The sequence below is a fragment of the Exiguobacterium aurantiacum DSM 6208 genome (assembly GCF_000702585.1).
GTDB classification, from domain to species: Bacteria; Bacillota; Bacilli; order Exiguobacteriales; family Exiguobacteriaceae; genus Exiguobacterium; species Exiguobacterium aurantiacum.
In genome coordinates this window covers 90,398-114,573 of record NZ_JNIQ01000001.1, presented here as the reverse complement: position 1 = coordinate 114,573, position 24,176 = coordinate 90,398, and the positions used below count along the sequence as shown (strand labels likewise).

Annotated in this window: 32 protein-coding genes; 21 read left to right on the top strand and 11 right to left on the bottom strand. The window is 45.5% G+C overall.

Going from position 1 to position 24,176, the window contains the following annotated elements; genetic code table 11:
• Positions 1-120 precede the first annotated feature (120 nt).
• The 5 genes from P398_RS0100640 (at position 121) to P398_RS0100620 (ending at position 3,706) form a co-directional block, all read left to right on the top strand.
• The gene (locus P398_RS0100640; protein ID WP_024372076.1) at positions 121-777 is read left to right on the top strand and encodes a redox-sensing transcriptional repressor Rex; all 657 of its coding nucleotides are present in this window, start codon (positions 121-123) and stop codon (positions 775-777) included.
• Positions 777-995, top strand: a complete 219-nt coding sequence (gene tatA / locus P398_RS0100635) for a twin-arginine translocase TatA/TatE family subunit (protein ID WP_024372075.1) — start codon at positions 777-779, stop codon at positions 993-995. Before P398_RS0100640 ends, tatA begins: the two co-directional genes overlap by 1 nt.
• Positions 996-997: 2 nt before the next feature.
• Positions 998-1,786: a twin-arginine translocase subunit TatC gene (tatC, locus tag P398_RS0100630; protein WP_024372074.1), complete on the top strand. Its 789-nt coding sequence runs from the start codon at positions 998-1,000 to the stop codon at positions 1,784-1,786.
• A 98-nt stretch (positions 1,787-1,884) separates the two neighbouring features.
• Entirely contained in the window at positions 1,885-2,172 is a 288-nt protein-coding gene (locus P398_RS0100625) for a YesK family protein (protein ID WP_029333746.1), read from the top strand.
• Positions 2,173-2,359: 187 nt separating this feature from the next.
• Positions 2,360-3,706, top strand: a complete 1,347-nt coding sequence (locus tag P398_RS0100620) for an FAD-dependent oxidoreductase (RefSeq protein ID WP_024372072.1) — start codon at positions 2,360-2,362, stop codon at positions 3,704-3,706.
• Between the two features lie 31 nt (positions 3,707-3,737).
• On the opposite strand, the gene P398_RS0100615 is transcribed toward P398_RS0100620, so the two are convergent.
• On the bottom strand, positions 3,738-3,920 hold the full coding sequence (locus P398_RS0100615) for a PspC domain-containing protein (protein WP_029333745.1): 183 nt from the start codon (positions 3,918-3,920) through the stop codon (positions 3,738-3,740).
• Positions 3,921-4,081: 161 nt separating this feature from the next.
• On the opposite strand from P398_RS0100615, the gene P398_RS0100610 reads away from it, so the two are divergent.
• The 4 genes from P398_RS0100610 to bsh all read left to right on the top strand — a co-directional run bounded on the left by P398_RS0100610 (position 4,082) and on the right by bsh (position 6,553).
• The gene (locus P398_RS0100610; RefSeq protein WP_024372066.1) at positions 4,082-4,555 is read left to right on the top strand and encodes a hypothetical protein; all 474 of its coding nucleotides are present in this window, start codon (positions 4,082-4,084) and stop codon (positions 4,553-4,555) included.
• 13 nt (positions 4,556-4,568) lie between these two features.
• Positions 4,569-5,153, top strand: a complete 585-nt coding sequence (locus P398_RS0100605; RefSeq protein ID WP_029333744.1) for an NADPH-dependent F420 reductase — start codon at positions 4,569-4,571, stop codon at positions 5,151-5,153.
• A gap of 108 nt (positions 5,154-5,261) precedes the next feature.
• The gene (locus P398_RS16915; RefSeq protein WP_024372064.1) at positions 5,262-5,420 is read left to right on the top strand and encodes a hypothetical protein; all 159 of its coding nucleotides are present in this window, start codon (positions 5,262-5,264) and stop codon (positions 5,418-5,420) included.
• A gap of 158 nt (positions 5,421-5,578) precedes the next feature.
• On the top strand, positions 5,579-6,553 hold the full coding sequence (bsh, locus tag P398_RS0100595) for a choloylglycine hydrolase (protein WP_029333743.1): 975 nt from the start codon (positions 5,579-5,581) through the stop codon (positions 6,551-6,553).
• Between the two features lie 33 nt (positions 6,554-6,586).
• On the opposite strand, the gene P398_RS0100590 is transcribed toward bsh, so the two are convergent.
• Positions 6,587-6,865: a hypothetical protein gene (locus P398_RS0100590; RefSeq protein ID WP_024372062.1), complete on the bottom strand. Its 279-nt coding sequence runs from the start codon at positions 6,863-6,865 to the stop codon at positions 6,587-6,589.
• Between the two features lie 118 nt (positions 6,866-6,983).
• On the opposite strand from P398_RS0100590, the gene P398_RS0100585 reads away from it, so the two are divergent.
• From P398_RS0100585 to P398_RS0100575, 3 genes are all read left to right on the top strand, one after another.
• Positions 6,984-7,349 carry a hypothetical protein gene (locus P398_RS0100585; protein ID WP_029333742.1) on the top strand — a complete coding sequence of 122 codons (366 nt, stop codon included), beginning with the start codon at positions 6,984-6,986 and terminating at the stop codon, positions 7,347-7,349.
• Positions 7,342-7,698 carry a hypothetical protein gene (locus P398_RS0100580; RefSeq protein WP_029333741.1) on the top strand — a complete coding sequence of 119 codons (357 nt, stop codon included), beginning with the start codon at positions 7,342-7,344 and terminating at the stop codon, positions 7,696-7,698. The genes P398_RS0100585 and P398_RS0100580 overlap by 8 nt, the downstream gene beginning before the upstream one ends.
• A gap of 203 nt (positions 7,699-7,901) precedes the next feature.
• Positions 7,902-8,291: a hypothetical protein gene (locus P398_RS0100575; protein WP_029333740.1), complete on the top strand. Its 390-nt coding sequence runs from the start codon at positions 7,902-7,904 to the stop codon at positions 8,289-8,291.
• A gap of 32 nt (positions 8,292-8,323) precedes the next feature.
• On the opposite strand, the gene P398_RS0100570 is transcribed toward P398_RS0100575, so the two are convergent.
• On the bottom strand, positions 8,324-8,533 hold the full coding sequence (locus tag P398_RS0100570; protein ID WP_029333739.1) for a YdiK family protein: 210 nt from the start codon (positions 8,531-8,533) through the stop codon (positions 8,324-8,326).
• 16 nt (positions 8,534-8,549) lie between these two features.
• On the bottom strand, positions 8,550-9,200 hold the full coding sequence (locus P398_RS0100565; protein ID WP_029333738.1) for a CPBP family intramembrane glutamic endopeptidase: 651 nt from the start codon (positions 9,198-9,200) through the stop codon (positions 8,550-8,552).
• 260 nt (positions 9,201-9,460) lie between these two features.
• Between P398_RS0100565 and groES the strand changes: the two genes are divergently transcribed.
• The 6 genes from groES to P398_RS0100540 all read left to right on the top strand — a co-directional run bounded on the left by groES (position 9,461) and on the right by P398_RS0100540 (position 17,045).
• Entirely contained in the window at positions 9,461-9,745 is a 285-nt protein-coding gene (gene groES / locus P398_RS0100560) for a co-chaperone GroES (RefSeq protein WP_021065365.1), read from the top strand.
• A 39-nt stretch (positions 9,746-9,784) separates the two neighbouring features.
• Positions 9,785-11,425, top strand: a complete 1,641-nt coding sequence (gene groL / locus P398_RS0100555) for a chaperonin GroEL (RefSeq protein WP_029333737.1) — start codon at positions 9,785-9,787, stop codon at positions 11,423-11,425.
• A 297-nt stretch (positions 11,426-11,722) separates the two neighbouring features.
• Positions 11,723-11,893, top strand: coding sequence for a type IIL restriction-modification enzyme MmeI (locus P398_RS17160; protein ID WP_368656327.1), 171 nt, complete (start codon positions 11,723-11,725; stop codon positions 11,891-11,893).
• A gap of 105 nt (positions 11,894-11,998) precedes the next feature.
• Positions 11,999-13,597: an SIR2 family protein gene (locus P398_RS0100550; RefSeq protein WP_029333736.1), complete on the top strand. Its 1,599-nt coding sequence runs from the start codon at positions 11,999-12,001 to the stop codon at positions 13,595-13,597.
• Positions 13,597-14,169 carry a hypothetical protein gene (locus tag P398_RS0100545; RefSeq protein WP_029333735.1) on the top strand — a complete coding sequence of 191 codons (573 nt, stop codon included), beginning with the start codon at positions 13,597-13,599 and terminating at the stop codon, positions 14,167-14,169. The genes P398_RS0100550 and P398_RS0100545 overlap by 1 nt, the downstream gene beginning before the upstream one ends.
• Positions 14,166-17,045 (top strand): AAA family ATPase, encoded by a 2,880-nt coding sequence (locus P398_RS0100540; RefSeq protein ID WP_029333734.1) that lies wholly within the window; start codon positions 14,166-14,168, stop codon positions 17,043-17,045. The genes P398_RS0100545 and P398_RS0100540 overlap by 4 nt, the downstream gene beginning before the upstream one ends.
• Positions 17,046-17,533: 488 nt before the next feature.
• Here the strand turns inward: P398_RS0100540 and P398_RS0100535 are convergent, their stop codons facing one another.
• The 3 genes from P398_RS0100535 to P398_RS0100525 form a co-directional block, all read right to left on the bottom strand.
• Complete coding sequence (locus P398_RS0100535; protein WP_029333733.1) at positions 17,534-18,241, bottom strand: ABC transporter permease; 708 nt, start codon at positions 18,239-18,241, stop codon at positions 17,534-17,536.
• Positions 18,238-19,086: an ABC transporter ATP-binding protein gene (locus P398_RS0100530; RefSeq protein WP_029333732.1), complete on the bottom strand. Its 849-nt coding sequence runs from the start codon at positions 19,084-19,086 to the stop codon at positions 18,238-18,240. Before P398_RS0100530 ends, P398_RS0100535 begins: the two co-directional genes overlap by 4 nt.
• Positions 19,087-19,216: 130 nt before the next feature.
• On the bottom strand, positions 19,217-20,203 hold the full coding sequence (locus tag P398_RS0100525) for a LytTR family transcriptional regulator DNA-binding domain-containing protein (protein ID WP_029333731.1): 987 nt from the start codon (positions 20,201-20,203) through the stop codon (positions 19,217-19,219).
• A gap of 116 nt (positions 20,204-20,319) precedes the next feature.
• Here P398_RS0100525 and P398_RS0100520 point away from each other — a divergent pair, with 116 nt between their 5' ends.
• On the top strand, positions 20,320-21,999 hold the full coding sequence (locus P398_RS0100520) for a DUF2075 domain-containing protein (RefSeq protein WP_174233470.1): 1,680 nt from the start codon (positions 20,320-20,322) through the stop codon (positions 21,997-21,999).
• On the top strand, positions 21,996-22,310 hold the full coding sequence (locus P398_RS0100515) for a nucleotide pyrophosphohydrolase (protein WP_029333729.1): 315 nt from the start codon (positions 21,996-21,998) through the stop codon (positions 22,308-22,310). Before P398_RS0100520 ends, P398_RS0100515 begins: the two co-directional genes overlap by 4 nt.
• Positions 22,311-22,412: 102 nt before the next feature.
• Here P398_RS0100515 and P398_RS0100510 read toward each other — a convergent pair whose 3' ends face one another.
• The gene (locus tag P398_RS0100510; protein WP_029333728.1) at positions 22,413-22,853 is read right to left on the bottom strand and encodes a DUF4279 domain-containing protein; all 441 of its coding nucleotides are present in this window, start codon (positions 22,851-22,853) and stop codon (positions 22,413-22,415) included.
• Positions 22,854-22,925: 72 nt separating this feature from the next.
• Between P398_RS0100510 and P398_RS0100505 the strand changes: the two genes are divergently transcribed.
• The gene (locus P398_RS0100505; RefSeq protein ID WP_029333727.1) at positions 22,926-23,396 is read left to right on the top strand and encodes a hypothetical protein; all 471 of its coding nucleotides are present in this window, start codon (positions 22,926-22,928) and stop codon (positions 23,394-23,396) included.
• Between the two features lie 110 nt (positions 23,397-23,506).
• On the opposite strand, the gene P398_RS0100500 is transcribed toward P398_RS0100505, so the two are convergent.
• The 3 genes from P398_RS0100500 to P398_RS0100490 are packed head-to-tail and all read right to left on the bottom strand — an operon-like array spanning position 23,507 to position 24,170.
• Complete coding sequence (locus P398_RS0100500; protein ID WP_029333726.1) at positions 23,507-23,710, bottom strand: hypothetical protein; 204 nt, start codon at positions 23,708-23,710, stop codon at positions 23,507-23,509.
• Positions 23,711-23,727: 17 nt separating this feature from the next.
• Positions 23,728-23,943, bottom strand: coding sequence for a hypothetical protein (locus P398_RS0100495; protein WP_024372051.1), 216 nt, complete (start codon positions 23,941-23,943; stop codon positions 23,728-23,730).
• Positions 23,943-24,170 carry a hypothetical protein gene (locus P398_RS0100490; protein ID WP_029333725.1) on the bottom strand — a complete coding sequence of 76 codons (228 nt, stop codon included), beginning with the start codon at positions 24,168-24,170 and terminating at the stop codon, positions 23,943-23,945. The genes P398_RS0100495 and P398_RS0100490 overlap by 1 nt, the downstream gene beginning before the upstream one ends.
• Positions 24,171-24,176: the final 6 nt, after the last annotated feature.

The following is a 24,176-nucleotide window of genomic DNA, read 5'->3' as shown; positions in this document are numbered from 1 at the left end:
ATACTGTATTTTTTAGTCTTTTCAGGTATATTCGTTGAGTGCTTATGTGAATTCGTTTACAATCAAGGTGTATGAAATCAGATTCGTTTGAAACGCGTCGTAAAAAGGAGGCTCTTTCCGTTGAGTCAAAACGAACCAAAGATTCCGCAAGCGACAGCCAAACGGTTGCCACTATACTATCGATTTATCCAAAGCCTGCATTCGTCAGGCAAACAACGTGTCTCTTCTGCCGAACTGAGTGAGGCGGTCAAAGTCGATTCGGCGACGATTCGTCGCGACTTCTCTTACTTCGGTGCACTCGGTAAAAAGGGATATGGCTATAACGTGCAGTATCTGTTAGACTTTTTCCGAAAGACGTTAAACCAGGACGAAATCACGAACGTCGCCTTGGTCGGTGTCGGTCATCTCGGGACAGCTTTCGTCAACTATAACTTCCTTAAAAACAATAACACACATATCGTCGTCGGGTTCGACGCAGACGAGACAAAAGTCGGCACGACGATGTCCGGTGTCCCGATTCATCACGTCGATGAGATGGAACAGATCATGAAGCAAAACAAAATCGATGTCGCCATTCTCACGGTCCCGTCCGCATACGCGCAGTCGGTCGCCGATGACTTGGTCCGCTTTGGCATCAAAGGGATTTTGAACTTCACGCCGGCGCGTTTGACGGTGCCGGATACGGTCCGCGTCCATCATATCGACTTGTCGATCGAACTCCAGTCGCTCATTTACTTTATGCAACATTATCCATCTGCTGAGGGGGTCCATCAATAATGGAATTTCTATTATCATCACCCGTCGTCGGGATGCCGGGTGGCGTGAGTTTGCTCATCATCGCCATCATCGCGCTCATCATCTTCGGACCGAAGAAATTGCCTGAGTTCGGCCGTGCCGCCGGACAGACGCTCCGCGAGTTCAAAAATGCCACGAACGGCATGATGAAAGAGCATGACGAGAACGACAAGAAAGACTCTGAGAAGAAAGAACAGTAATCATGAACCATGAAACTGATCAAGAGCGGGCGTTGTCCGATCACTTGACAGAGCTGCGGAGACGACTGATGCTGTCGGCATTTGTCGTCTTTGCCTTCTTTTTGATCGCTTTGCCGAGTGTCAAATACGTGCTCGCCTATCTACAGGCGGACCTCGTTGAACGAGGACTAGAACTGAACGCCTTTGGGGTCGCGGACCCGCTCATGATTTACTTGAATTTGGCGCTCGTCATCGGTCTCGTCGCGGCCAGTCCGTTTCTACTGTATCAACTGTGGGCTTTCGTCGCACCTGGTCTGCATCCGAACGAGCGGAAAGGGACGCTCGCCTACATCCCGATCATCTTTATCTTGTTCCTCGTCGGTCTCGCGTTCGCCTATTATTGGCTGTTCCCGCTCGTCCTCGACATCTCGACAGATCTCGGGCAAGACCTCGGGCTGACGCAAATCATCGGAGCCTCGAACTACTTCACGTTCTTGTTACAACTGACGATTCCGTTCGGTCTGTTGTTCCAGTTGCCGGTCGTGACGATGTTCTTGACGCGAATCGGCGTCGTGACACCGTATTTCCTGTCATCGATTCGAAAGTATGCCTATTTCGCCTTGTTCGTCGTCGCCGCGTTCATCACACCGCCGGACTTGACGTCGCACCTAATGGTGTCGCTGCCGCTCTTCTTCTTGTATGAGATCAGTTTATCGATCTCACGCATCACGTATCGGGGCGTACTTCGCCGGGAGAAAGAAGCGATGGTGAAAGAACAGATGGATTTGATGAAGCAAATGAATGAGAAGTGAGCATCGCGTTCTTGGACGCGGTGTTTTTTTTGAACGAGTAAGTGTGACATCGCCGTGGTAAGATAAGGGGACCATCAACAAATCGGGGAGGATAGGTCATGTGGGAATATTACGGGGACGCGCTCATCGCGGTCGGCATCTTGACGACGGCGCTTCTCATCGGTGCGCTTCACTTTTTACGTTCGTCACATAAACGAAGACTGACGCTCCCGCTCCTGATTACGGGAGTCGGCTACACGCTGTTCCTCATCGGTCTCGTCTTCATCCGAGGCTGGGACGGGATGGGGTGGAGTTTGGTTGGATTTAGTCTATACGCCTCCGGGCTCATCATCTATATTTTCGTCGCCACGTACCTTTGGTTTCAACAGCGGCGACTCGAGTCGTGACTATCCTATCCTTAGGGTGGTCTTTTTTGTGTCACAAGGCCTGTTCAAACTTTTGACATAATTACGTGAAAAACTGAGCATAGTCATTGTCAAACATCCTTGTGAAATAGTACACTAAGTTTAGGTATTGAATGTGACATTTATCACAATCATAAACTTGCCAACCACTCAAAGGAGAGACTACCATATGAAAATCGCAGTCATCGGATGTACACACGCAGGAACAGCAGCTGTCAAAGGACTACTCGCCAAGCATGACAATCTTGAAATCACCGTTTATGAGCGGAACGACAACGTCAGCTTCCTTTCGTGTGGGATTGCGCTCCACGTCGGCGGCGTCGTCCAACGGGCCGAGGAACTGTTTTACTCGTCACCACGTGAACTTGAAGAGCTCGGTGCATTGATGCGCATGAAGCACGACGTGTTGAACATCGACACCGAGGCGAAGACGATTCACGCGAAAAATCTCGATACGGGGGAAGATGTGCATGACACGTTCGACCGTTTGGTTGTGACGACAGGTTCATGGCCGATCGTCCCGACGCTCCCGGGCATCGAGATGGATGGCATCGAACTTTGTAAAAACTATGCGCACGCCCAGCGCATCATCGAACGGGCGACGGATGCGACGAACATCGCCGTCATCGGCGCCGGCTATATCGGTGTCGAGCTCGTCGAGGCGTTCGAAGTATACGGCAAACACGTCACGTTCATTGATAGCGCCGACCGCATCTTGAATAAGTATCTCGACAAGTCGTTCACGGACCAACTTGAAGCGGACATGACGTCACGCGGCATCGACCTCGAGCTCGGCCAGACGGTCGAAGCGTTCCGTGGGACAGATGGCAACGTCACACACGTCGTGACGGACAAAGGTGAGTTCGAGGCCGACCTCGTCATCCTCTGCGTCGGTTTCCGCCCGAATACGGGACTGCTTGAAGGCCAAGTCGACATGCTCGGCAACGGTGCGATCATCGTCGACGAATATATGCGTACGAGCAACCCGGACGTCTTCGCAGCAGGGGACAGCTGTGCCGTCTACTACAACCCGGCGCGCACGCACGCCTACATCCCGCTCGCGACAAACGCGGTCCGCATGGGCACGCTCGTCGCCGAGAACCTCGTGACGCCGCGCGTCCGCTATCAAGGGACACAAGGGACGTCAGGTCTTCGTCTCTATGATTGGAATATCGCCTCGTCAGGTCTCACGGAAGAAGCGGCCGGCCTGTTCGGTCTCGACGTCGAGAGCGTCGTCGTCGAAGACGCATACCGTCCGGAGTTCATGCCGACGGCTGAAAAAGTCCAGTTCAAACTCGTCTATGAGGTCGACACACATCGCGTCGTCGGCGGACAAGTGCTCTCGAAAGCGGATATGACGCAAGCAGTGAACACGTTGTCGCTCGCGATCCAAAACGAGATGACGGTCGAAGAGCTCGCTTACGTCGACTTCTTCTTCCAACCGCACTACAACAAGCCATGGCACTTCATCAACAGTGGGGCGCTCGCGGCAATGAAAGACAAAGTAAATGCTTAAAAAACTCGGGAGCCGCGGCTTCCGAGTTTTTTTATAGATAGCGTGGAGCGTCCTTCATCGAGTTCGCCAAGATGATATAGACGAGGACGTTCCCAGGCATGATGAGGAACAGCAGACGGACACCGAGCGAGGACAAGCCGAAGTATTCGGCGATGCCACCGCAGACACCAGACAGTGAGCGGTCGGTTACGGATTTTCGAAGCGTGCGTTGCATGAGCGTGGCTCCTATCTTCATTGTGATATGAAAATTTTACCATATCAAGTGTCATTCGTCCCGTTTCTTTCCGGTCATCGGATGAGGTTTTTTTTCGCCTGAAGCCGGGGAAGGGTAAGAGAAAGTATGTGTCACCTGGTCCTGTCAAAGGAGGAGCCGATATGGCGAAGAAGGAAAAGCAGTCGTACCACATCGTCACGTTCACGTTTCCAGAGGAGTCGGTCTCGTATCAAGCGTTCAGTAAGTTGAAGAAGTATCACGCCGAAGGGCTGATCGGGTTCGAACAGCTCGTCGTCATCAAGCGTGAGGACAATGGGGCGTTCTCGTTCGAGGACGCCGTCCAACTGACACCGACGAACAAGTCCACGAAAGGTGCCTTGATCGGGATGGCGGTCGGGATTCTCGGAGGACCGTTCGGAATCTTGTTCGGGACGCTCACGGGCGGACTCATCGGTGGGACGAAAGATTTGAAGCACGTCCAAAGCATTCAAGAAACGTTCAAACGGACTGTCGGCAACATCGAGCCGGGACAGACAGGTGTGATGGGCATTGGGGAAGAGTTTGACCATTCGGTGCTCGACGGGCTCGCCGCCGAACTCGGTGGGACGGTGACACGGACAGACGAAGAATTGTAAAGGGGAGTTGTTTATGAAGATTGGGATATTGGGGGCCGGGAAAGTCGGCCGGACGCTCGGTCGCAAGTTCGAGGACGTCGGGTATGAAGTGTTATATGGGACGCGTTCGGAGCGCGAGGGGACGATGTCGCTCCAAGACGTGGCGTCGAATGCGCAGGTTTTATTGTTGACGACGCCGTTCGCGGCCGCGGTCGACTTAGTTCAGTCGCTACGTGATTTAGACGACAAGATCGTCATCGACGTGACGAATCCGATCGCCAAAGAGTTTAACGCGATCGAGCGGCCGGAAGGGAAATCTGGGGCCGAGCACCTGCAAGAGCTCGCCCCACACGTCCGTATCGTCAAGGCGTTCAATCAGACCGGGGTCGAAAACTTGGAGAACCCGAACATGTCGATGATGTTCATCGCTGGGGACGAGCAGGAGTCGGTGCGGGCCGTCCAAGACCTCGCTTCGAAAATCGGCTTTGACGCCCATACGCTCAGACACTTGAAACTGGCGCGTGAGCTCGAGTCGCTCGCCTGGTTATGGATTCATTATGCGACGAAAGAGCGGAAGCACCGGAACTTCGCGTTCTACTTGAAAGAGAATAGTTTTTAAAACAGACCGAGGCGAATTCGTCTCGGTCTTTCAAGTAATCTTTGATAGAATGGGTTTGTGAGTATTGAGGATTTTCTAGAAAACGATTGGTCAGGAAGGAAGACAGCTATGGGTTTTGCCATTTTGACGTTCATCGTCGCGTTCATCCACGTCATCGCAGGGGCGGTCGTCTTACATAAGTACCCGCAGTATAAAACGATCGCCATCAGTGTCATCGTGCTCGGTTTCATGTACGGACTGTTGACGGTCGGGTTTATCGTGTTATAGAAGAAGTCTCCAAAAGCATACAGAGGGACATGAAGACCGGTGAGGCGAAAGCCTGACCGGTCTTTTCTGTGTGAGGGACTGTGGTTTAAGTCATCGCATAACGTGAATAGACCAAAGAGTGTTGTTACTGTCTGCATTGGAATGGAAGGAGTCTAATTATGTGTACCGCAATCACGTATGCGCCGCACGCCCACTACTTCGGCAGAAACTTAGACCTGAACGTGTCCTATCACGAACAAGTGACAATCACGCCTCGACATTATCCGTTCAACTTCAGACGGATGGGGGAGTACACCGACCATTATGCGCTGATCGGGATGGCGACCGTTGTGAAAGGCTATCCGCTCTATTATGAAGCGACGAATGAGAAAGGACTGAGCATGGCGGGGCTGAACTTCCCGGACAATGCCGTGTTCAAGCCGGAAGTCGACGGACGCGACAACGTTTCCCCGTTCGAGTTCATCCCGTGGATCCTCGGGCAGTGTGCGACAATCGAGGAAGTGAAAGAACGACTGGCGACGATTCATCTGGTCAATCTCAACTTCAGCGAAGCGCTCCCGCTTCACCCGCTGCACTGGATCATCGCCGACAAGGATACGTCAATTGTCGTCGAGCCGATGGCGGACGGGCTACGCGTGTACGACAATCCGGTCGGGGTCTTGACGAACAATCCGTCGTTCGAATATCAGTTGTTCAATCTGAACGATTATCGGCACATCTCGACTAAGCTGCCGGCCAATACGTTCGCACCGACATTGAACCTCGATGCCTATTGTCTCGGATTGGGCGGGCAGGGATTGCCGGGTGACTTATCGTCGACATCGCGATTCGTCCGGGCGACGTTCGCCACATTCAACTCGGTCTGTGAACCGACCGAGGCGTCCGCGGTCGGGCAATTTTTCAAACTGTTGGATACGGTACTCCAAGTGCGTGGATTGAACGAGGCGGAGGATGGGACGTACGAGTACACCATCTATTCCTCGTGCTGTAACGTCGACGATGGCATCTATTATTATCGGACGTATGACAATAACCAAATCACGGCCGTATCGCTGTTCAATGAGCAGTTAGATAGCGAGCAATTGATCACGTATCGCCTTCAACACGAGCAGCAGATCCATTTTGAGAATTGAAAACAGCCCTCTTCGCATGAAGAGGGCTGTGTCTTATAGCGTACCGTTATAAAGGGGCGGCGCATCGTCTGTGCTGATCACTTTCAAATGACGCTCGTCTTTCACGTAGACGCTCTTATAGGCCACACGTCCATTCTCATAGAACAGGATGACGCGGCTGCCATCGTTGTCGGTCTCGACTTTCGGTTCGTACTTTGCGACGTCGATCGTCTCCTCGAGCACACTATACTCTTCGTATGCGGCCAACCCATCGGCGTCCGTACAACCGACAAGAAAGACGGAAGCGAGGATAGAAAATAGTACTTTCTTCATCGTATCTCTCCTTTTTGATAGTTAACCTATCAACTATAACGTACGGCAATCGCGTTTTCAAAGCGAACGAAACTTGTCGCAAACTTCTTCGTATAGATGGGGAGAGGAGGTGGATGATATGAGCGGACGGAAGCTGGCCTTCGCCGTCGGAATCGGGTTGGTGATTGCGGGCACCGTTTTTGGTGTGTCTTCGTATCTATTGTTTCTCATCGCGAGCGTGTTGTTTTACCGGCAGCAACGCCTAAAAACGGGAGAGTATGCGACCTCGGTCAAAGAACGTCTACTTTGGCGTTCAAGTGAGAAGACGTGGCTCGTCGCTATCCTCGTGTTCGTGGTGATGTATTTGATTGGATTTGGTGCGACGCAGGTGACAATCCCGACTCAGGATCTTGCCTTGACCGCTTTGACCTATTTGTTTGCGACAAAAGGGCTGTTTTTGATGAATGAGATCCATACGTACGAGCGGGAGGCGAAAGATGAATAAGAACGTATTCAAAGGATTACTCGTGATGTGGCTGGCGCTGATTGGACTCGACCTATGGCTCGAACAATACGCGCTCGTTGCGGTAACGGGTCTCGGGATCACCGTCTATTCCTATAACAGTCAACAAGTGAAGCGACTTTCCGACGAGTCGAAAACGAGCATCATGAACGAGCTGAACGAGAAGACGGTGTCGTTCGTCGTCTTGTCTTTCCTGCTCGTCTTGATTGTCGGGCTTTGGTTCAACCTGCGAACCCTTCCGACGATCGAGACGGTGTACGTCGCGCTCGGTGGCTTGTTCGTCTATCGGGGGTTGACGATTCGTCATTTTGTCAAACAACGCACTGCATAAATGCAGACAGCCAACAGACGGAATTCACATACGAGACTCCGTCTGTTTTTTTAAATAGCTTCTTGTTCGGGTGTGACATCTCACTGGATAACGAGGAGCGAACGATTCCGTTCCCGGTCGAGTTGAAGGACGTTTGTATCGACATCTTTGGCTATTTTGATTTTGCGAAACGATGGATTCCATCATAAGAAAAGAGGGGAAAAATGAAACTCACGAAAAAGTGGTTCATCGCGTTGCTCCTGATTTGGCCCATGTTGTTCGGGCTAGGTGTATGGGACGGCGAGTATGCGATGAGCGCGGTCACCGGATTCGGGGTGACGATCGCGACGTATTATGAACAACAACTAGAACGATTAGATAAACGACAAGCCACCATCATTCGTGACGCGGCAAACTCGAAAGTGATGATGTTCGTCTTTGGTGCGCTTATGCTCGCGTTCAGCTTCGGGGTCTTCTTCTTCGATCAGCCGCAAGTGCCACTACTCGATACGATCCATCTTGTACTCGGGACACTGTTGACGCTTCGAGGCTTATTGATTCGTAGCGCTTATGAAGAGGCAATGATTGATTCATCCAAGGCCATCCGACTATAAAAACATCCCAAGCGACGTCGCTTGGGATGTTTTTAGGCCGACTTGTCGGTCTTTTCTTTTTTCGCTTTTCGGGCGAGCGTCAAGATTTGATACACCTTGAAGAAGTCATACGCGGCTACGGCGATGATGAAGTACGTCCAGAAGCTGAAACCGTACTCTTGTACCGAGTAGTAGGCGAGGACCGTGAACAAGATCCCGAAAGATAAGCTGAACGTCAGCATGATTTTTAAGTGTCGCGGCATACGTGCCACCTCATTTCTACATCAATAATAGGGCGACCATGACGAGCGCATTGTTGAACGCATGAATCGCAATCGGAACGATTAAGCGACGCGTCTTCGCATAGGCGACCGTGAAGGCGAAGCTCATCGCGACGTACACGAGGAAACGGTTGTCATCATGGATGAGCGCGAACAAGACAGAGCTGACACCGAAGGCGATCCAGAAGCCGAACCGGGCGCTCAAGTTGCCGAATAGGATATGACGGAAGAGAATCTCTTCGATAATCGGTCCGAGCAAGACGACCGATAACGTCATGACAGGAACGAGTCGGACAATATCCGCGATTCGTTCCGTATTCTCCGAGGCGACCATTTCACCGGTGATGGCCGTCTCAATCAAGTTGGCGACGATGACGAGCCCGTACTGCATGAGAATCCCGAGCCCGATCCATTTGACCGTGTCGTTCAAGTTCGACTGGATGCCTTGCTGTTTATATAGCTTCAAGTCTGGCCAGAGCAGGAAGAACGAGATGACGATCGTCAAGCTGAAGCCGATGGCGAACCAGAGGCCTGTCGCCGTCGTCGTGATCCATTCTGGACGGACTTTGCTAATGAGTACAGGGAAAAACTGCACGAAGGCGTATAAGAGAATCGGGATGATGTGCCGAACTCGAATGTTAGGCGCCATCGAAAAACGGGTATTTATCGATTGGTTTGAGTTTAGTGTGGCCAATTCAACACGTCCTTAATCACAAGAGTAAGCGTTCCTTTTGACCATTGTATCAAACAAGGTCTCTTGACCGCGAGTAAGAGCAATTTTTCAATGTTCCCCTCTTGCAATTTCGGACATCTCATACTACACTAATCAGTGTTAGCACTCCTTTTTACTGAGTGCTAATAACTTACGATTCAACGATACATCATTCATATTCGGAGGAGGTTTTTTCTATGTTAAAACCACTAGGCGATCGCGTCATCATTGAAGTCGTGGAGAAAGAAGAAAAGACGATCGGAGGCATCGTCCTTCCTGACACGGCGAAAGAGAAGCCGCAGCAAGGACGCGTCCTCGCAGTCGGCACTGGCCGCGTCACGGACCAAGGGGAGCGAATCGCACTCGACGTCAAAGAAAATGATTTGGTCATCTACTCGAAATACGCGGGTACCGAAGTGAAGCATGAAGGTAAAGAATACTTAATCGTTCGCGAGAGCGACATTCTAGCAATCGTAGGCTAAGCACCATTCTTCAAAAACTTGTTTAGGGGGAAATGAACAATGGCAAAAGAAATCAAATTCTCAGAAGACGCACGTCACGCGATGCTTCGCGGTGTCGATGCACTCGCTGACGCGGTAAAAGTCACAATCGGACCGAAAGGACGCAACGTCGTCCTCGAGAAGAAGTTCGGCTCACCGCTCATCACGAATGACGGCGTCACAATCGCGAAAGAAATCGAACTCGAAGACCACTTCGAAAACATGGGCGCGAAGCTCGTCGCCGAAGTCGCGTCGAAGACGAACGAAGTCGCAGGGGACGGTACGACAACGGCGACAGTCCTCGCACAAGCAATGATTCGTGAAGGGTTGAAGAACGTGACAGCGGGCGCGAACCCGATGATCCTTCGTAAAGGCATCGACAAAGCAGTCCGTCGTGCGCTCGAAGAGTTGAAAGAAATCTCGAAACCGATCGAGTCGAAAGAAGCAATCGCACAAGTCGCAGCCATCTCGGCAGCGGACGAAGAAGTCGGCGAGTTGATCGCCGAAGCGATGGAGCGCGTCGGCAACGACGGCGTCATCACAATCGAAGAGTCACGCGGCTTCACGACTGAACTCGACGTCGTCGAAGGCATGCAGTTCGATCGCGGATATCTTTCACCATACATGATCTCAGACTCAGACAAGATGGAAGCGGTGCTCGATAACCCGTTCATCTTGATCACAGATAAGAAGATCTCGAACATCCAAGAAATCATCCCAGTGCTCGAGCAAGTCGTGCAACAAGGGAAACCAATCTTGATCGTCGCAGAAGACATCGAAGGCGATGCGCTCGCGACACTCGTCTTGAACAAGCTCCGTGGTACGTTCAACGCGGTCGCGGTCAAGGCGCCAGGCTTCGGCGATCGTCGTAAAGCGATGCTCGAAGACCTCGCGACGCTCACAGGCGGCCAAGTCATCACTGAAGACCTCGGCCTCGAGCTCAAGTCGGCATCTCTGAACCAGCTCGGACGCGCATCGAAAGTCGTCGTCACGAAAGACACGACAACAATCGTCGAAGGTGCTGGAGACGAAGCAACGATCAAAGCACGCGTTCAAACGATTCGCAACCAAATCGAAGAGACGTCATCTGACTTCGACCGGGAGAAACTCCAAGAGCGTCTCGCGAAACTCGCAGGCGGCGTAGCCGTCGTCAAAGTCGGCGCAGCGACAGAGACTGAACTCAAAGAACGTAAGCTTCGCATCGAAGACGCGCTCAACGCGACACGTGCAGCCGTCGAAGAAGGTATCGTCGCAGGTGGTGGTACGGCGTTCATCAACGTCATCCCAGCCGTTCGTGCGTTGCTCGGAGAAGTAACAGCGGATGAAGCGACAGGTGTGAAACTCGTCCTCCGTGCCCTCGAAGCACCGGTCCGTCAAATCGCGGAAAACGCGGGTGAAGAAGGTTCGGTCATCGTCGAGAAGCTCAAGAACGAATCAGTCGGTATCGGCTACAACGCCGCAACTGGCGAGTACGTCGACATGATTGCACACGGTATCGTCGATCCGGCGAAAGTGACGCGCTCAGCGCTTCAAAACGCAGCATCAGTCTCAGCCATGTTCCTCACAACGGAAGCGGTCATCGCAGACAAGCCAGAACCAGCAGGCGCTGGCGGCGGCATGCCTGACATGGGCGGTATGGGTGGAATGGGCGGTATGATGTAATCTAATCATGCAATCCCTGATATGTCGGGGTTTGTAGGAGATAGGATTGCAAAATGATAAACTAATTGCTAACTTTCGGGTTCCTAAACAACACAGTTAAGCTTTTGGGGAGACCATTTATAAGTTCTTTGAACTTATAAATGGTTTTCTTTTTTGTTCTCTTTTAAAAACATTTCAGTTGAATGAACCTCAAGAATATCATTCGTTAATAGGTTAAATCTCTTAGAAGTCTCTTTTTGGACGTTTGTATCATATGATTGTAAATATTCATGGTTGTATGAGCGACTTTAAGTCGTCTTGTGCAACCTTTTTTTTATTGGTAAAATTAGGTTTGTAGAATTAAAAGCATATAAAAAACTCGATAAGGCAGTAGATAAATGCTATAAAACAAGAAAGTCTTTAGAAACTGATCTTAAGAGGCTTACTCTCTTATTCGAGCTCTATACAGAAATAGTAATTAAAAAGTGAAAAATATTTATTCATTTGCAAAGTTAGGGATGAATAATTTCATTTTTAAATAGACTATAAAATTTCATGTATTCAAATGATTTTATTGTCTAAGGAGGAGCAAATATGAGTTTAGATCCCAATTGGGAAAAACCATCCCTTTCTCGGGGAGAAGGTAGTAAATTAATAGGTAAATGGTTAGATGAAGCGAAAAATAAAAATGGGAATTTATTATTTATATGTGGTGCGGGAATTTCGATGACAGGAATCTCTGTAGCACCGACTGGAAGAGGTGCTGGAGAGGCTTATGAAAATTATTTAAGAATAGAAAAAGGAGCATCAATACCAAGTGAAGTAACTGGGGATATAGCTAAACTTTATGAGTATTTTTGTTATCCCATGAATGAAGATGGAGAGAAATCTTTTTCACAAGAATCTCATAATGAATTTATCAGTGCTATCACAGATTCAAATCATTCATTCGAATTTTCTGGAAAGCCAAACTTTCAGCACAAATCTTTAGTAAATGAAGTTTTAGAAGCCAAAGGAAGTATTAGAGTTTATTCATTAAATATGGATGAGTTTTTTGAAGTTGCTACTACCCTATCAAGTAATAAACCAGAAGAATTGATAGTTAATGCTGCAGATTTAGTTGAATTACCAAAATTTAATAAAGTTTTTAGAGATTGGAACATATTAGCGGCGCACGGGAAAAACATCAAAAATCAACAATCTGTTTGGTCACAGACATTACTATCTAAATCAATTTATGAAACGGTAGATAAGCATCTAACCGAAGAAAAAAAAATATTAGAAATGTCAATGGAATGTCTTCTTCAAGCTCCTTACTTTAAAAGAGTAGTATTTGTTGGACTTGCAGCACCTCTAACTTATTTAATTGAAAAATTAAGAGAAAAACTCGAGGATGATTTTGAATGGGCTTGGATAAATCCGTATACAGAACCTCAAAAATGGTTGTTAAGCGATCCATCTCGGACATTTAATGAAGAGAATGGTGAATGGATAAAAGCAGGATTAACCGATTGTCTATGGACTGCTTATTCCAATTTTTATAAAAAATGGTTTAGTGTAACATGCCAAAGGAATATCGAAGATATTCCTTTGCTTGATATATATCCTACTCCTCAACGGGATATGTCCTTAGTCGAACAGGTTTACAGAGGCAGAAGGATTTACGATTTAGGTTTTGCTACTCTTACGGAAGTGGCGAATAACATAGAAAGGCTTCATGAAATAGATGCGGATAAAGATGTATATCAGTATCCTCAACGAACAAATGGTAATCAATACCATGATGCAGTGCTAGGAGCTTCTCTTCATAAATTATTTGAGAAAGGTATTAAGTTAACCAATTCAGGAGCAGATGAAAATCCTAAACTAACTATTGCAGTTAAGGTTTCTGAAACCTATCCTGTTTCTGCTCATATACTGAAAGTGAACAACAAGGTTCCTGAAAATATCATTGCCAACGGTATTTCAAAGACTTTTGAAAGTATTATACTTAATCCAGATCATAGACATATTATTGTTATTGATAATGACAGGGAAGCCTGGCCGAGTTTAATTAGAGCAATAGAACAAGAGATGAGTAAAAGTTTCCCTAAAGATTATAATTTAGTGAGTGTGGTGTTCTCGGAAGAATTGGATGAGTTCATTTCTAACACAGAATTTAAAGCCCCACCAGCTAGAATTAGGAGGCCCTAATGTTAAACCACTTTCAAAATCGGCAATTCTGGATTGAATCTTTATATAAAGATATTAGCGAGAAATTTTCAGAAAATAAATATAAAAAAACATATTCTAAAGAGTTGCCTTTTCAATTAAAAAAAATTGTAAACAAGGAAGAGTTACCGGATTACGGTAATCCCATCAAATGGATTTTTTCAGGAGTTGCTGGTGTAAATGCATTTATTGTTGGTGATATTTTTGAAGACAATAATTTGCTCGAGGATTTGAGCGAAAAAAACTTTTATCCTCCGCTATTAACTAAAGAATTAAATGCACTTGGAGAAGAATATATGTATTCACAAATAGCAATAATATTAGTAAGTCAAGAAGTAAGTGAAAAGACTCAAAGTTGGTTAAATCAGTGGCGAGACGACCCAAGGTATTTCAGGAAAATATTGATTACTGTATCGACAAATGAAACTCCAGAAGATATTGGTAGAAATATAAGGGAAACTTTTCTTACTCCATGGGATTCCATAAAGTCATCAGAATTGAATGAAAGTCCTTTAGAGTTATTTGAAAAAATAGAGGAGGACGACGAAGAATGAGTAAGTATAGACTCAAAGAGATGGAAATTGAAGGGTTTAGAATATATTCGAAAAATAAAAAAGTGAAATTCTTCAATAATATTACTGTGGTATACGGAAGAAATGGCAGGGGAAAAACTACTTTACAAGATGCTTTAGGTTGGCTTTTTAATAATGATATTACTAGATATGCTGAATACAATAGAGAATGGTCGAGAGTTAAAGGTTCACATATTCGATCATTGCTTCAACCAGATATTAGTACTGCTATAACAGCGCGTCTAGAAGATGTCGAAACCTTTAAAGTCGATACTATTACTAGAACTGAAGAGGATTTAAAGTATTCTAATTTAGATTTTGATAAGTGGTTTGAAAGCGCTAAAAGAGGAGATGTATTATGGGCAAATTCTCTAACCCAAGCAAAACTTCAGGAGTTAGCAGTGGCAAAAGGAAGAGATCGCTTAGAGATACTAGCTCCTTTATTAGACCTAACTGAAATCAATTTAGCCATAAAAAAGGTTGAAGAAAATTTAAGAAAAGAAAAAGAGATTTTAAAACGTAAACACACGAGTTTAACTAATATTAGTGATAGAGAGGGCAGAGAAGAGTATGAAATCCTAAATGAAGTAAGCAATATTGGAGAGAAAATTTCTGAAAGAATGCTGCAACTCATCGAAGTACCTCATTACCCAACTAACAACACCAATAAAGTTCAAGAAATTAAAGAATGGGAAACATGGTGTAATTCTGTTTTAAATATAGTATCTGCTGATCAAAGCTTAATAGAGAATAAAATCAATGCTATAAGAGAAAAATACTTTCAAATCGAAGAGGATACCTCTTCGATGGAGGATGAAAAGTTAGAAGAAATGGAAAAAAGAATAGCTGAAGAAGTTCTGAAAATTGAATCGAAGAAAGATCGAATAAAAGAATTAAAAAATAAAATTATTTTCATTAAAAATAATATAGTAATCGTAGATGAAAGCATTCAGAAAATTTCTGAATTAAATATATCTCAAAAAAATATAGATAAAGACATATCTAACTATGAAGCTAACAAAGAAAACCAGCTAGATGAATCGATGAAAATTAAAGAAATGGAAATGCAAATTTCAAAGCTAAAAATCCAAAAAGATGAAATAGAAAATTACCATGAAATACTTTTATTAAATAAACAAGAAATAGAAGAATATCATAAAAAATTTACTCTAACAATAAAAGAAATAAATGAAAACAAAAAAGAACTGGTTGAACATGAAAATTGGTTAATGAAAAATACACAGACTAAAAACAATGAAAACATAAAATTACTTGAAGATAGATTAGCTAATATTGGTGATAATATAGAAGAATTAGTTAATCAAAACATTGAATTAGATAAATCATTTGATATTTTATGCGGATATATAAGTGATGAAAGTTGTCCACTATGTGGAAAAAAACATGAATCAATTAGTGAATTAGAAGTAACAATACTTCACCAAAAGAAGAGATGGGAAAATGTCTTCATTACACATAAAAAAGAGATTAAAGAAATTTCTAATAAATTATCTGAAATTCGAGCTTCAAATATTACTAAAGAAAACACGGAGAGAGCAATTAAAGAGATACAACGAAAAATTAGTAATGCCGAAATAAACTTATTGAAAGTTAAAGGGTCATTTGCAGATTTTTTGAAAAAGATTGGAGTTAAAATTTCTTTATGTGATTTCGAAGATAAAGATTTTAAAAAAATGTTAGAGAAAAACAGTAATGAAATATTAAAATTAATTGATAAAAAATCAGAAATTAATGGTGAATTAAATAAACTTGAGATAGAAACAAAAAAGTTGAAGAACATAATTGAAGTCAACCAGAAAAAACATTATAAGTGCATTGCAGAGTCCAATCAGATAAACAGAGAGATAAGTAAAGAAATAGAAGGATTAAAGTCTATATACAATTCTTTCGATAGTTCAGAGAATTTTGATACTACAGAAAAATTATTGTTGCTTCTAAAGAATCAAATACCTTTGTTAGAGAGAGAGTTAGAAAATATAGATTATAAAACTGATATGATCAAAGTAGAAAAAATTGAGAAGGAAATTTTCTTTAAATATAAGAAACGTATAGAAATTATAAGTAACACAGTAATGGAAATAAAAAAACTGCTAGGATATCTAGATGTTTTAAGAGAAAATCTTAAAATTGTAGACACTAGTTCAGAGTTGAAAAAAGAGATTAAAGAATTAGAAATGAATATAGAGGGGTTAAAAAAAGATAAAAGAAATTTAAGAGAAGTACAAAGGAAAGAGACTAATAAAGAGATAGGGAAAATTTCAAAAAGAATCTCAAAAATATTCGAGATACTGTCCGATGTATCGCCATGGAGAACAATATTACCTGATGCAGTAGTTCCGGATGAGAGAGAAAGAACAAACCTAGTTTTTAGGCCGGTTCCTCAAAAATTGGATTCTAGCATAGAAGAATATTTACTGAAAACAAATTCCAACAGTACATTTGCTTTTAGTGGGGGACAACTGTCTTTGCTAGGCTTGTCAATTTTTCTTTCTCAAGTAGCTGATAAAGAAAAAAAGAACTTTGGTTCTCCAACTTTTGAAACATTGTTTCTAGATGATCCAATACAAATGTTAGATACTTTAAGAGATGATGCTTTAGTTTCTTTAATATGCGATATTGCAAGAGAGCGTCAAGTAGTAATTTCTACTAGTGATATTGATTTTGCAAATAAACTAATTTTATCTAGTAGACCATTATGGAAAGATGATGAAAAAAGTTGTGGGGTTATATATTATGAGCAACTGTATGAAGATGGTCCAGTTATATCAGAAATAAATTCCAAAGATTGGATTGAGTCGCAAAGGATATATATACCAAAAATAAAAGAAGCCAAATAGTTGAAAGTTAGATGTTAATGAAGTATTTAGAACAATATAGATATCAGAATTAATATTGAAGGGACACTTACATAACTTAGTGTCCCTTTTAATAAAAGAGTTTCTCAAATACATTGTCAAGCTATATATAGGTTTAAATAATGTTAGAAGAATAAGATTTATTGGTTAGAAAAGTCGCGAGAAGTATCGAGTTAGATCATTTGAAATTTTTATTAATTCATCAAAATTTTTAGAAGCTTGTTAACGGCGGTGGAAAAGGTTTTTCCTTATTTTTTGATGAAGCCTGTCTTCGAGATTTGTTTACTAAAAGGTATTTCGACCACAAAGGTTAGGAATAACCATTTTAACAGCGTTGATTATAAGAGGTTAGGGTTTCATAGAAAGGTGCCGTTGTTTACCGTGCTGCCGTCGTGTCTTTTATACGTCGTTCTTTATGGAATGGATTTAAAAGAACGCTTCAAAAAAAGCGACGAGTAATATCGTCGCTTTTAGTCTGTCTGTTTCCGGTTATACATCACGATACTTCCAACGAACACAACAAGCGCCCACGCGGATAGAATCATAAGTTCCATCCAAGTAGAGCCCAGTCCAGCACCCGCCTCGATTTGATGGGCGAGGTCGATCAAGACGATGTTCGGCAAATACTCGAGTAAACCGATGATAGAGAAACGGTCCTCGTACACCAACAACATCGGTGAGAACGAGAAGAAGAAAAACGCCGGCATGACGATGAGTGAGGCTTCCATGACTGTCTTCGTCATCAATCCGAGAATCGTCCCAATCCCGATATAAAAGAACGTCGAGACGATGAGTGCGAGTGAGATGACGAGCAGGTTCGCCGGGCTGTAACCCATGATGAAGGCACATGCCGCGATGAGGATGAGCGTCGTTACGAATGTGAGTGCACTCTTCCCAAGCAAGATGTCGAGCGTGCTCGCCGGCGACAACATCAACCCACGGAGCGTATTCTTCTCTTTCTCTTCGGCAATCAAGGCACACTGGACGAACGTCGCGACGAGGCTGAACGTGATGTTAATGACGAAGTACGTCACGTCGATGCCTTCTCCACCGAGCTGTGAATAGAAGACGGCGAAGAACAGCGGCATGATTAGCGTCGAGGAGACGAATAAGTTCCGCGACAAGTCTTTGTAATCTTTCTGAAAAATGGCGAGTGCCCGTTTCATTGAAAATGTCATGATAATTTCCTCCCCGTCACTTCGATAAAGATATCCCCGAGCGTCGGCTCGTTCGAATGAATGGCCGCGATGTTTTGGTCGCGCATCTGTTCATGAAGCCAGTCGGCCCCGTCTTTTCCTTGTTTCAAGTCAACAATTTCCCCGTCATGCAGTTCGACGCGCATGGAGCCATTCGCATATTTCCGGCGTAATCGTTTCGGGGCGTCGAGGAGTTGAATTTCCCCTTGATGTAAGAAAGCGACGCGGTCGCACAGTTCCTCTGCCTCGTTCATGTCGTGCGTCGTCAAGAAAATCGTCGTCCCTTTTGCCTTTAATCGTTCAATCCCTTTATAAATGTGGCGCGAGTTGACCGGGTCGAGCGCGGACGTCGGCTCATCTAAAAACAATAGTTCTGGTTCATGTAACAACGCCCGGGCCAGTGTCACCCGTTGCAGCATCCCGCGTGAGAGTGCCGCGATGCGTTTTTTGCGTTCCCCGGCCAAATTTACCATCTGTAGGACGTCATCGATTCGTGACCGCGGTTCGTCATACAGGTCACAATAGAGCTGCAGATTCTCTTCAATCGAGAGACGCGTGTATAGGCCACTGTTGTCGGTCAACACGCCGATTCGCTTCCGATACTGTTCTTGTTTCAACTCCGAGACCGGGACGCCGAACACAATCGCATCACCTGACGTCTGCGCGAGTTGGGACGTCAAGATTTTGATGGTCGTCGTCTTCCCTGATCCACTCGGTCCAAGGAAGCCGAACACTTCTCCCTTGCCGACAGAAAACGTCACGTCGCGCAACGCCTCTTCATTGCCGAATAGCTTTTTTAATCCGTTCACTTGAATGATTGAGTCCATTCTCGTTCCTCCTCGTCGATGTTGTCTAACTTGCTTTCATCATATCGAGAGGAAGAGGAGAGCGCATTAGAATGGGGGTAAATGGCGCTTCTTGAGGACTGAGTGGAGCGAATCAGACGGTGAACGGAGCCTATTTCAGCCCGATCATCGTCTTCAATTCGGCCATTTTTGTCTTCGAGAGCGGGATGGTCGTCTTCGCCGCATCATCGAGCACGAGACTGAAACTGTTCTTCGTGTAGGTGATGACTTCCCGCACGCGTTGAAGGTTGACGATGTACGACCGATGGCAGCGGAAGAAGCCGTATGGGGTCAGACGCGTCTCGAGTTCGTTCATCGTGAAGACGCTCGGGAACTGCTCGGACTGACTGTGCAATACGGATTGTCCGTCCTGGCTCTCGATGTAGTCGATTTCCGGCGGGTCAAGCAAGACGATTTTCTCGTTCACTTTCGTCGGAATTTTCTCGAAGCGGACGTGCATGACGTCAGGCGTGATATCTTCGTTCGCATCCGGTTCATCCGGTTCCACGTCGAGCAGGCGCAAGTGTCGGTGGTCAATCCGATAGACGGTCGACGTGACGAACAGGGCGCTCTCCATGTTGCTCGTCAGAAGCAGGATGGCTTTTTGTTGCTGTTTCAGTTGCATTAAGACGGTCGCGAACAAGTGCCGCGTCTCTTGGTCGACGTTTTGATCCGGTTCTTCAAGCACATAGATATCCCGGTTATGTAAGAGCAGGGCCGCGTATTGGACGCGCCGAACGAGAGACAAGCTGAGCCGATTCAATCGTTTGTTCCGATATGGGGTGAGTTGAACGGTTTGGAGGACGGCATCCAGCGATTCCGTTGATTCATAGAGCGTGTGCGTAAATCGCAAGTACTCCTCGACCGTCAGCCGGTCGTATAAGCCATCACGGATGGAGAAGACCGAAAGCGTGCGATTCGTTGTATCGATGGTCCCCGAGTAGTTCGCGTGCGAGTCCGTCAATAATGCGAACAATATTTCCCGGGAAGTGACGCCGCAATGGATGGCAGCGACTTCACCCGGATTGATGGTGAACGAGATATTTTCAAGGATGAGCGTGTCTTGTTGGCGAACAGAGACGTTGTCGAAAGTAAGCACCGAATCCCTCCCTTTTTAGTGGGATTATACCATTGATTCATAGAAGACTTGAGTAATGAATTGGAATAAGACTATGCTAAACTGGAGATAATTTGAAATTAGATAAGGGTGTGTCGATGAAGATGATTGAGGTCACTCCGTTAGATTTTAATGAAAAGGGTCTAAAAGATTTTATTGAAAAGAATTTAGATGAGATTGAGCGGTCTGCTGATTACTTGAACTATCCGGTGATTTATATTTTGAACGGACAGAAGGAAGCGTATATCGGGGAAACGGTGCATTTTCAAAAACGGATGAAACAACATCTGAAGCTGAAACAAACTGACCGGAAGAATGTGGACCAAATCAACCTTGTGAAGCATGAGACGTTCAATCGGTCGGCGACATTCCATCTTGAGACGAAGTTGATCAACTACTTTTTAGGGGACGAGAAGTACACCTTACAAAACAAAAGCAAGACAGCAAGCGACTTCACACACAACTATTACAATAAATCGTTCTATGACAATGAGCTGTTTCCTAAGTTGTGGGATGCGCTACATAAGAACAAGCTCGTCGAAAACAACCTACACGCCATCGAGAACAAAGACATCTTCAAACTGTCTCCGTTCAAGGAACTATCCATTGAGCAAATAGACTTAAAAGAGCGCGTGCTCAAGTTCTGTGAGGAACGGATTACGGAGTCGAAGCCCGATGATACATATGGAGATTTGTACGTCATTGAAGGAGAGGCAGGCGTCGGCAAGAGTGTCGTCCTCAGTTCGATCTTTAATACCATTCAAGCGCGAACGAATGAAGCGGGTTCGAATCTGTATCAGACAGAGAATTATCTGGTCGTCAATCATGAGGAGATGCTGAAGACGTATAAAGGAATTGCCAAACAAGTCAAACACTTGAAGGCTGTCAATTTCGTCAAACCGACACCGCTCCTCAACAAGTTACAAGATAAAAAAGTGGATATTATCTTGGTCGACGAGGCGCACCTCCTGTTGACGAAATCAGATGCGTACAACAACTTTCGGGCGGAGAATCATCTCGAGGAGTTGATGAAACGTGCGAAAATTGTCATTGTCATCTTCGATCAACATCAAGTATTGAAATTGAAAAGTCGATGGAATCAGGGATTGCTCGAATCATTCAAACAGAAGGCGAAGGTCGCACGGACGTATCAGCTGACAAACCAGTTCCGGATGCAGGCAGGTAAGGATGTCATCGATTGGATTGATGCCTTTAAAACCAAGAAAATCAAAACGTTTCCGCAATCGAGTGGATATGATTTACGAATCTTTGAGACGTTAGAAGAGATGCACCAAGTGATTATGAAACAAGACAAGCTGCATGGATTGAGCCGTGTTGTCTCAACGTTTGATTATATTCATAAGAAAGACGGCGAAACGTACTACGTCTATGAATCGAATGGGAACTATAAATTGCCGTGGAATACGACGGGCGGAAAAACGACGTGGGCTGAGAAGTCAGAAACGATTGCTGAGGCCGGGTCAATCTATACGATTCAAGGTTTTGACTTGAACTATGTCGGTGTCGTGTTAGGTCCTTCAGTGACGTACGATGAGACAAAGAATTGCCTGGTGATCGACACGAATCTTTATAAAGATACGGGAGCCTACGCCGGAATTGACGGTGTCAAAGATGTCGAATTGGCGAAAGAACAAATCGTATTGAACTCCATCAATGTGTTGATGAAACGGGGCGTCCGAGGACTTTATTTGTATGCGAGCAATCAAGCGTTGCGAGATAAGCTGTTACACATTCAAAGAGAGAAGGTACAGACATGAACGAAATACAACGACTGATGGACAAAGTGATTGAATTCCGTGACGAGCGCGATTGGGCGTTCCACCATAACCCGAAAGACTTGGCGTTATCGTTATCACTCGAGGCGAGTGAACTGTTGGAATTGTTCCAATGGGTGTCGAGCGAAGAAGCGCTCGAGACGAAACAAGTCGAGATGAAAGAAGAACTCGCGGATGTCCTCATTTACGCGCTCACGTTCGCCCATGCGGCAAGGATCGATGTGTCTCAGGCGATTGAAGAGAAGCTCCAGAAGAATGCGGTGAAGTATCCGAGTCCACAGAAAAAGGCATAAAGAAAAAGCAGTGCAGCCCGTTACTGGGACTGTACTGCTTTCGTCTGAATCATCACCATGACCTCGTCTGTCGATTGAATGGTCGTAACAAGCTTCGCGTACTCAGTCTTTAAAGTCGGGGTCCTCTTCATACGGGTTCGCATATAAATCGATGTCGAACTCGGCACGAATCCGATGGGCGAATTGAATCGTCTCCAAATCAAACACAAGCGACGGTGTTTGACCGCCTTCCATCACAATCACGATGATAAACCGTGCTTGCATGTCATTATACGTGTCATAGATGTCATCTAAAATGGTTTCTTTGCCGCGAAGTTGCGCAATGATGTGTTGCAGCTGATCGTTCACATCAAATGACGGCTGATAGCCTGTACTAAGTGACCATGACGTATATTCACGAGGATGAGCCGAATATGTACTGTGGTCCCCGCGTTTGTAGGTTTCGGTAGGCGTGAGTCCGAGACGGTGCGTCACATCTTCAATTGAGAAATCGTCGGCGAGCAGTCGGAAAGTCACTAGGACTTCGGTTTGTGCAGGATTCATGAACACCCTCTTTTCTTTGTATAACAGTCTATTTGCATAGTAACGAAGTAATCGTAAGAAAGGAATATGAATATGACCAAACGCGAACGATTCAATCATTTATACGAGGCGGGGAAACGTTCCACCCGCCAAGCCCTTCTTCTTGGATTGTTCATCATCCTACTCGGCGCCATCTTTTGGTTCACGGGCGAGCGTCGTCTCGCCGAACTGGTTTGGTTCGTCCTCTTCATTCCCGCCATCGGGTTCGTCAAGATAGGGGCACGGACGAAGACGTTGCTCAAGTTCAACGATGCGCCTGACTATCGGCGGCTTGTCTGGTATGAATATTGGAGCGGGATGGCGGTCATCGTAATCTTTTGTCTGTTGATTGTATCGTTGCTGCTCCGTCCGGAACAAGCGAATGTTTTGCTGCTCGTGGTCGCATTCAATCTGTTCGCATGGATCGCGTCTTCGAAACTTGATCAAAAGCTTGCGAAGATTGACCCGGAACATGTGACGCAGAAAGCCTATGGACGTGGGAAAGTCGGCTTCTTTCCAAAGTAAAGTCGACCAAAAGGGAGTAGCGCGCGCTACTCCCTTTTATAAACTTGATCGACCAGTAATGCGGTCGACTAGTCGTTTCGCTTCAACGAGAGACATATCTTGAGTCTACCTTAAAAATTGATAGCCGTTATGACTCCATCCGTATCTATTTTTTCTTTTATGGACGCGGTTAAAGCATCGTCCGGAACGATTGGTTCGGTACGGATTAGGTTTCGGCGAAGTGTACTTATACCCTTTGCTTGTTCGATGACAATATTAAGTAAAAAACCATTCAGAAGCAGAGAGACAATTAAGAGAATGACGCTCCAATCCATAAAAACCTCCTTTTACTCTAGTTTCGAACAATGGTAAAGCTATATGCGTTTGTGAGCGGGTTGTGGATGATTAACTCATAGCTGAGTTGTTGTTCATCGGCCTTGTCGACGAGTAGATTGATCTCAGACATGTGGAAGGCGCGTTGCGTGGCGAAAGTCGCGACGAGTAGCACACCGCCGAGGATCGTTGTGAGGACGAGACGTTTCGTCCAAATCGTGAGTGGTTGCGACATTAAGGACGTACCTCCATCTTTTCTTCGATGCGATCGAGGCGTTCTACCAAGACATCGAATTGTTGTTGCTGATGAGCCGCGGCTTGACGCTCTAACTCGAGTCGCGCGTCGGCCCGCTTCTCATAACGACCGATAAAGCGAACGATCAATACGATAATCGCGATGATTAATGTGAGTGGGACAATCATCACGAATAAGCTAAAGAGTAACATGAGTAAAACTTCCATCCAATT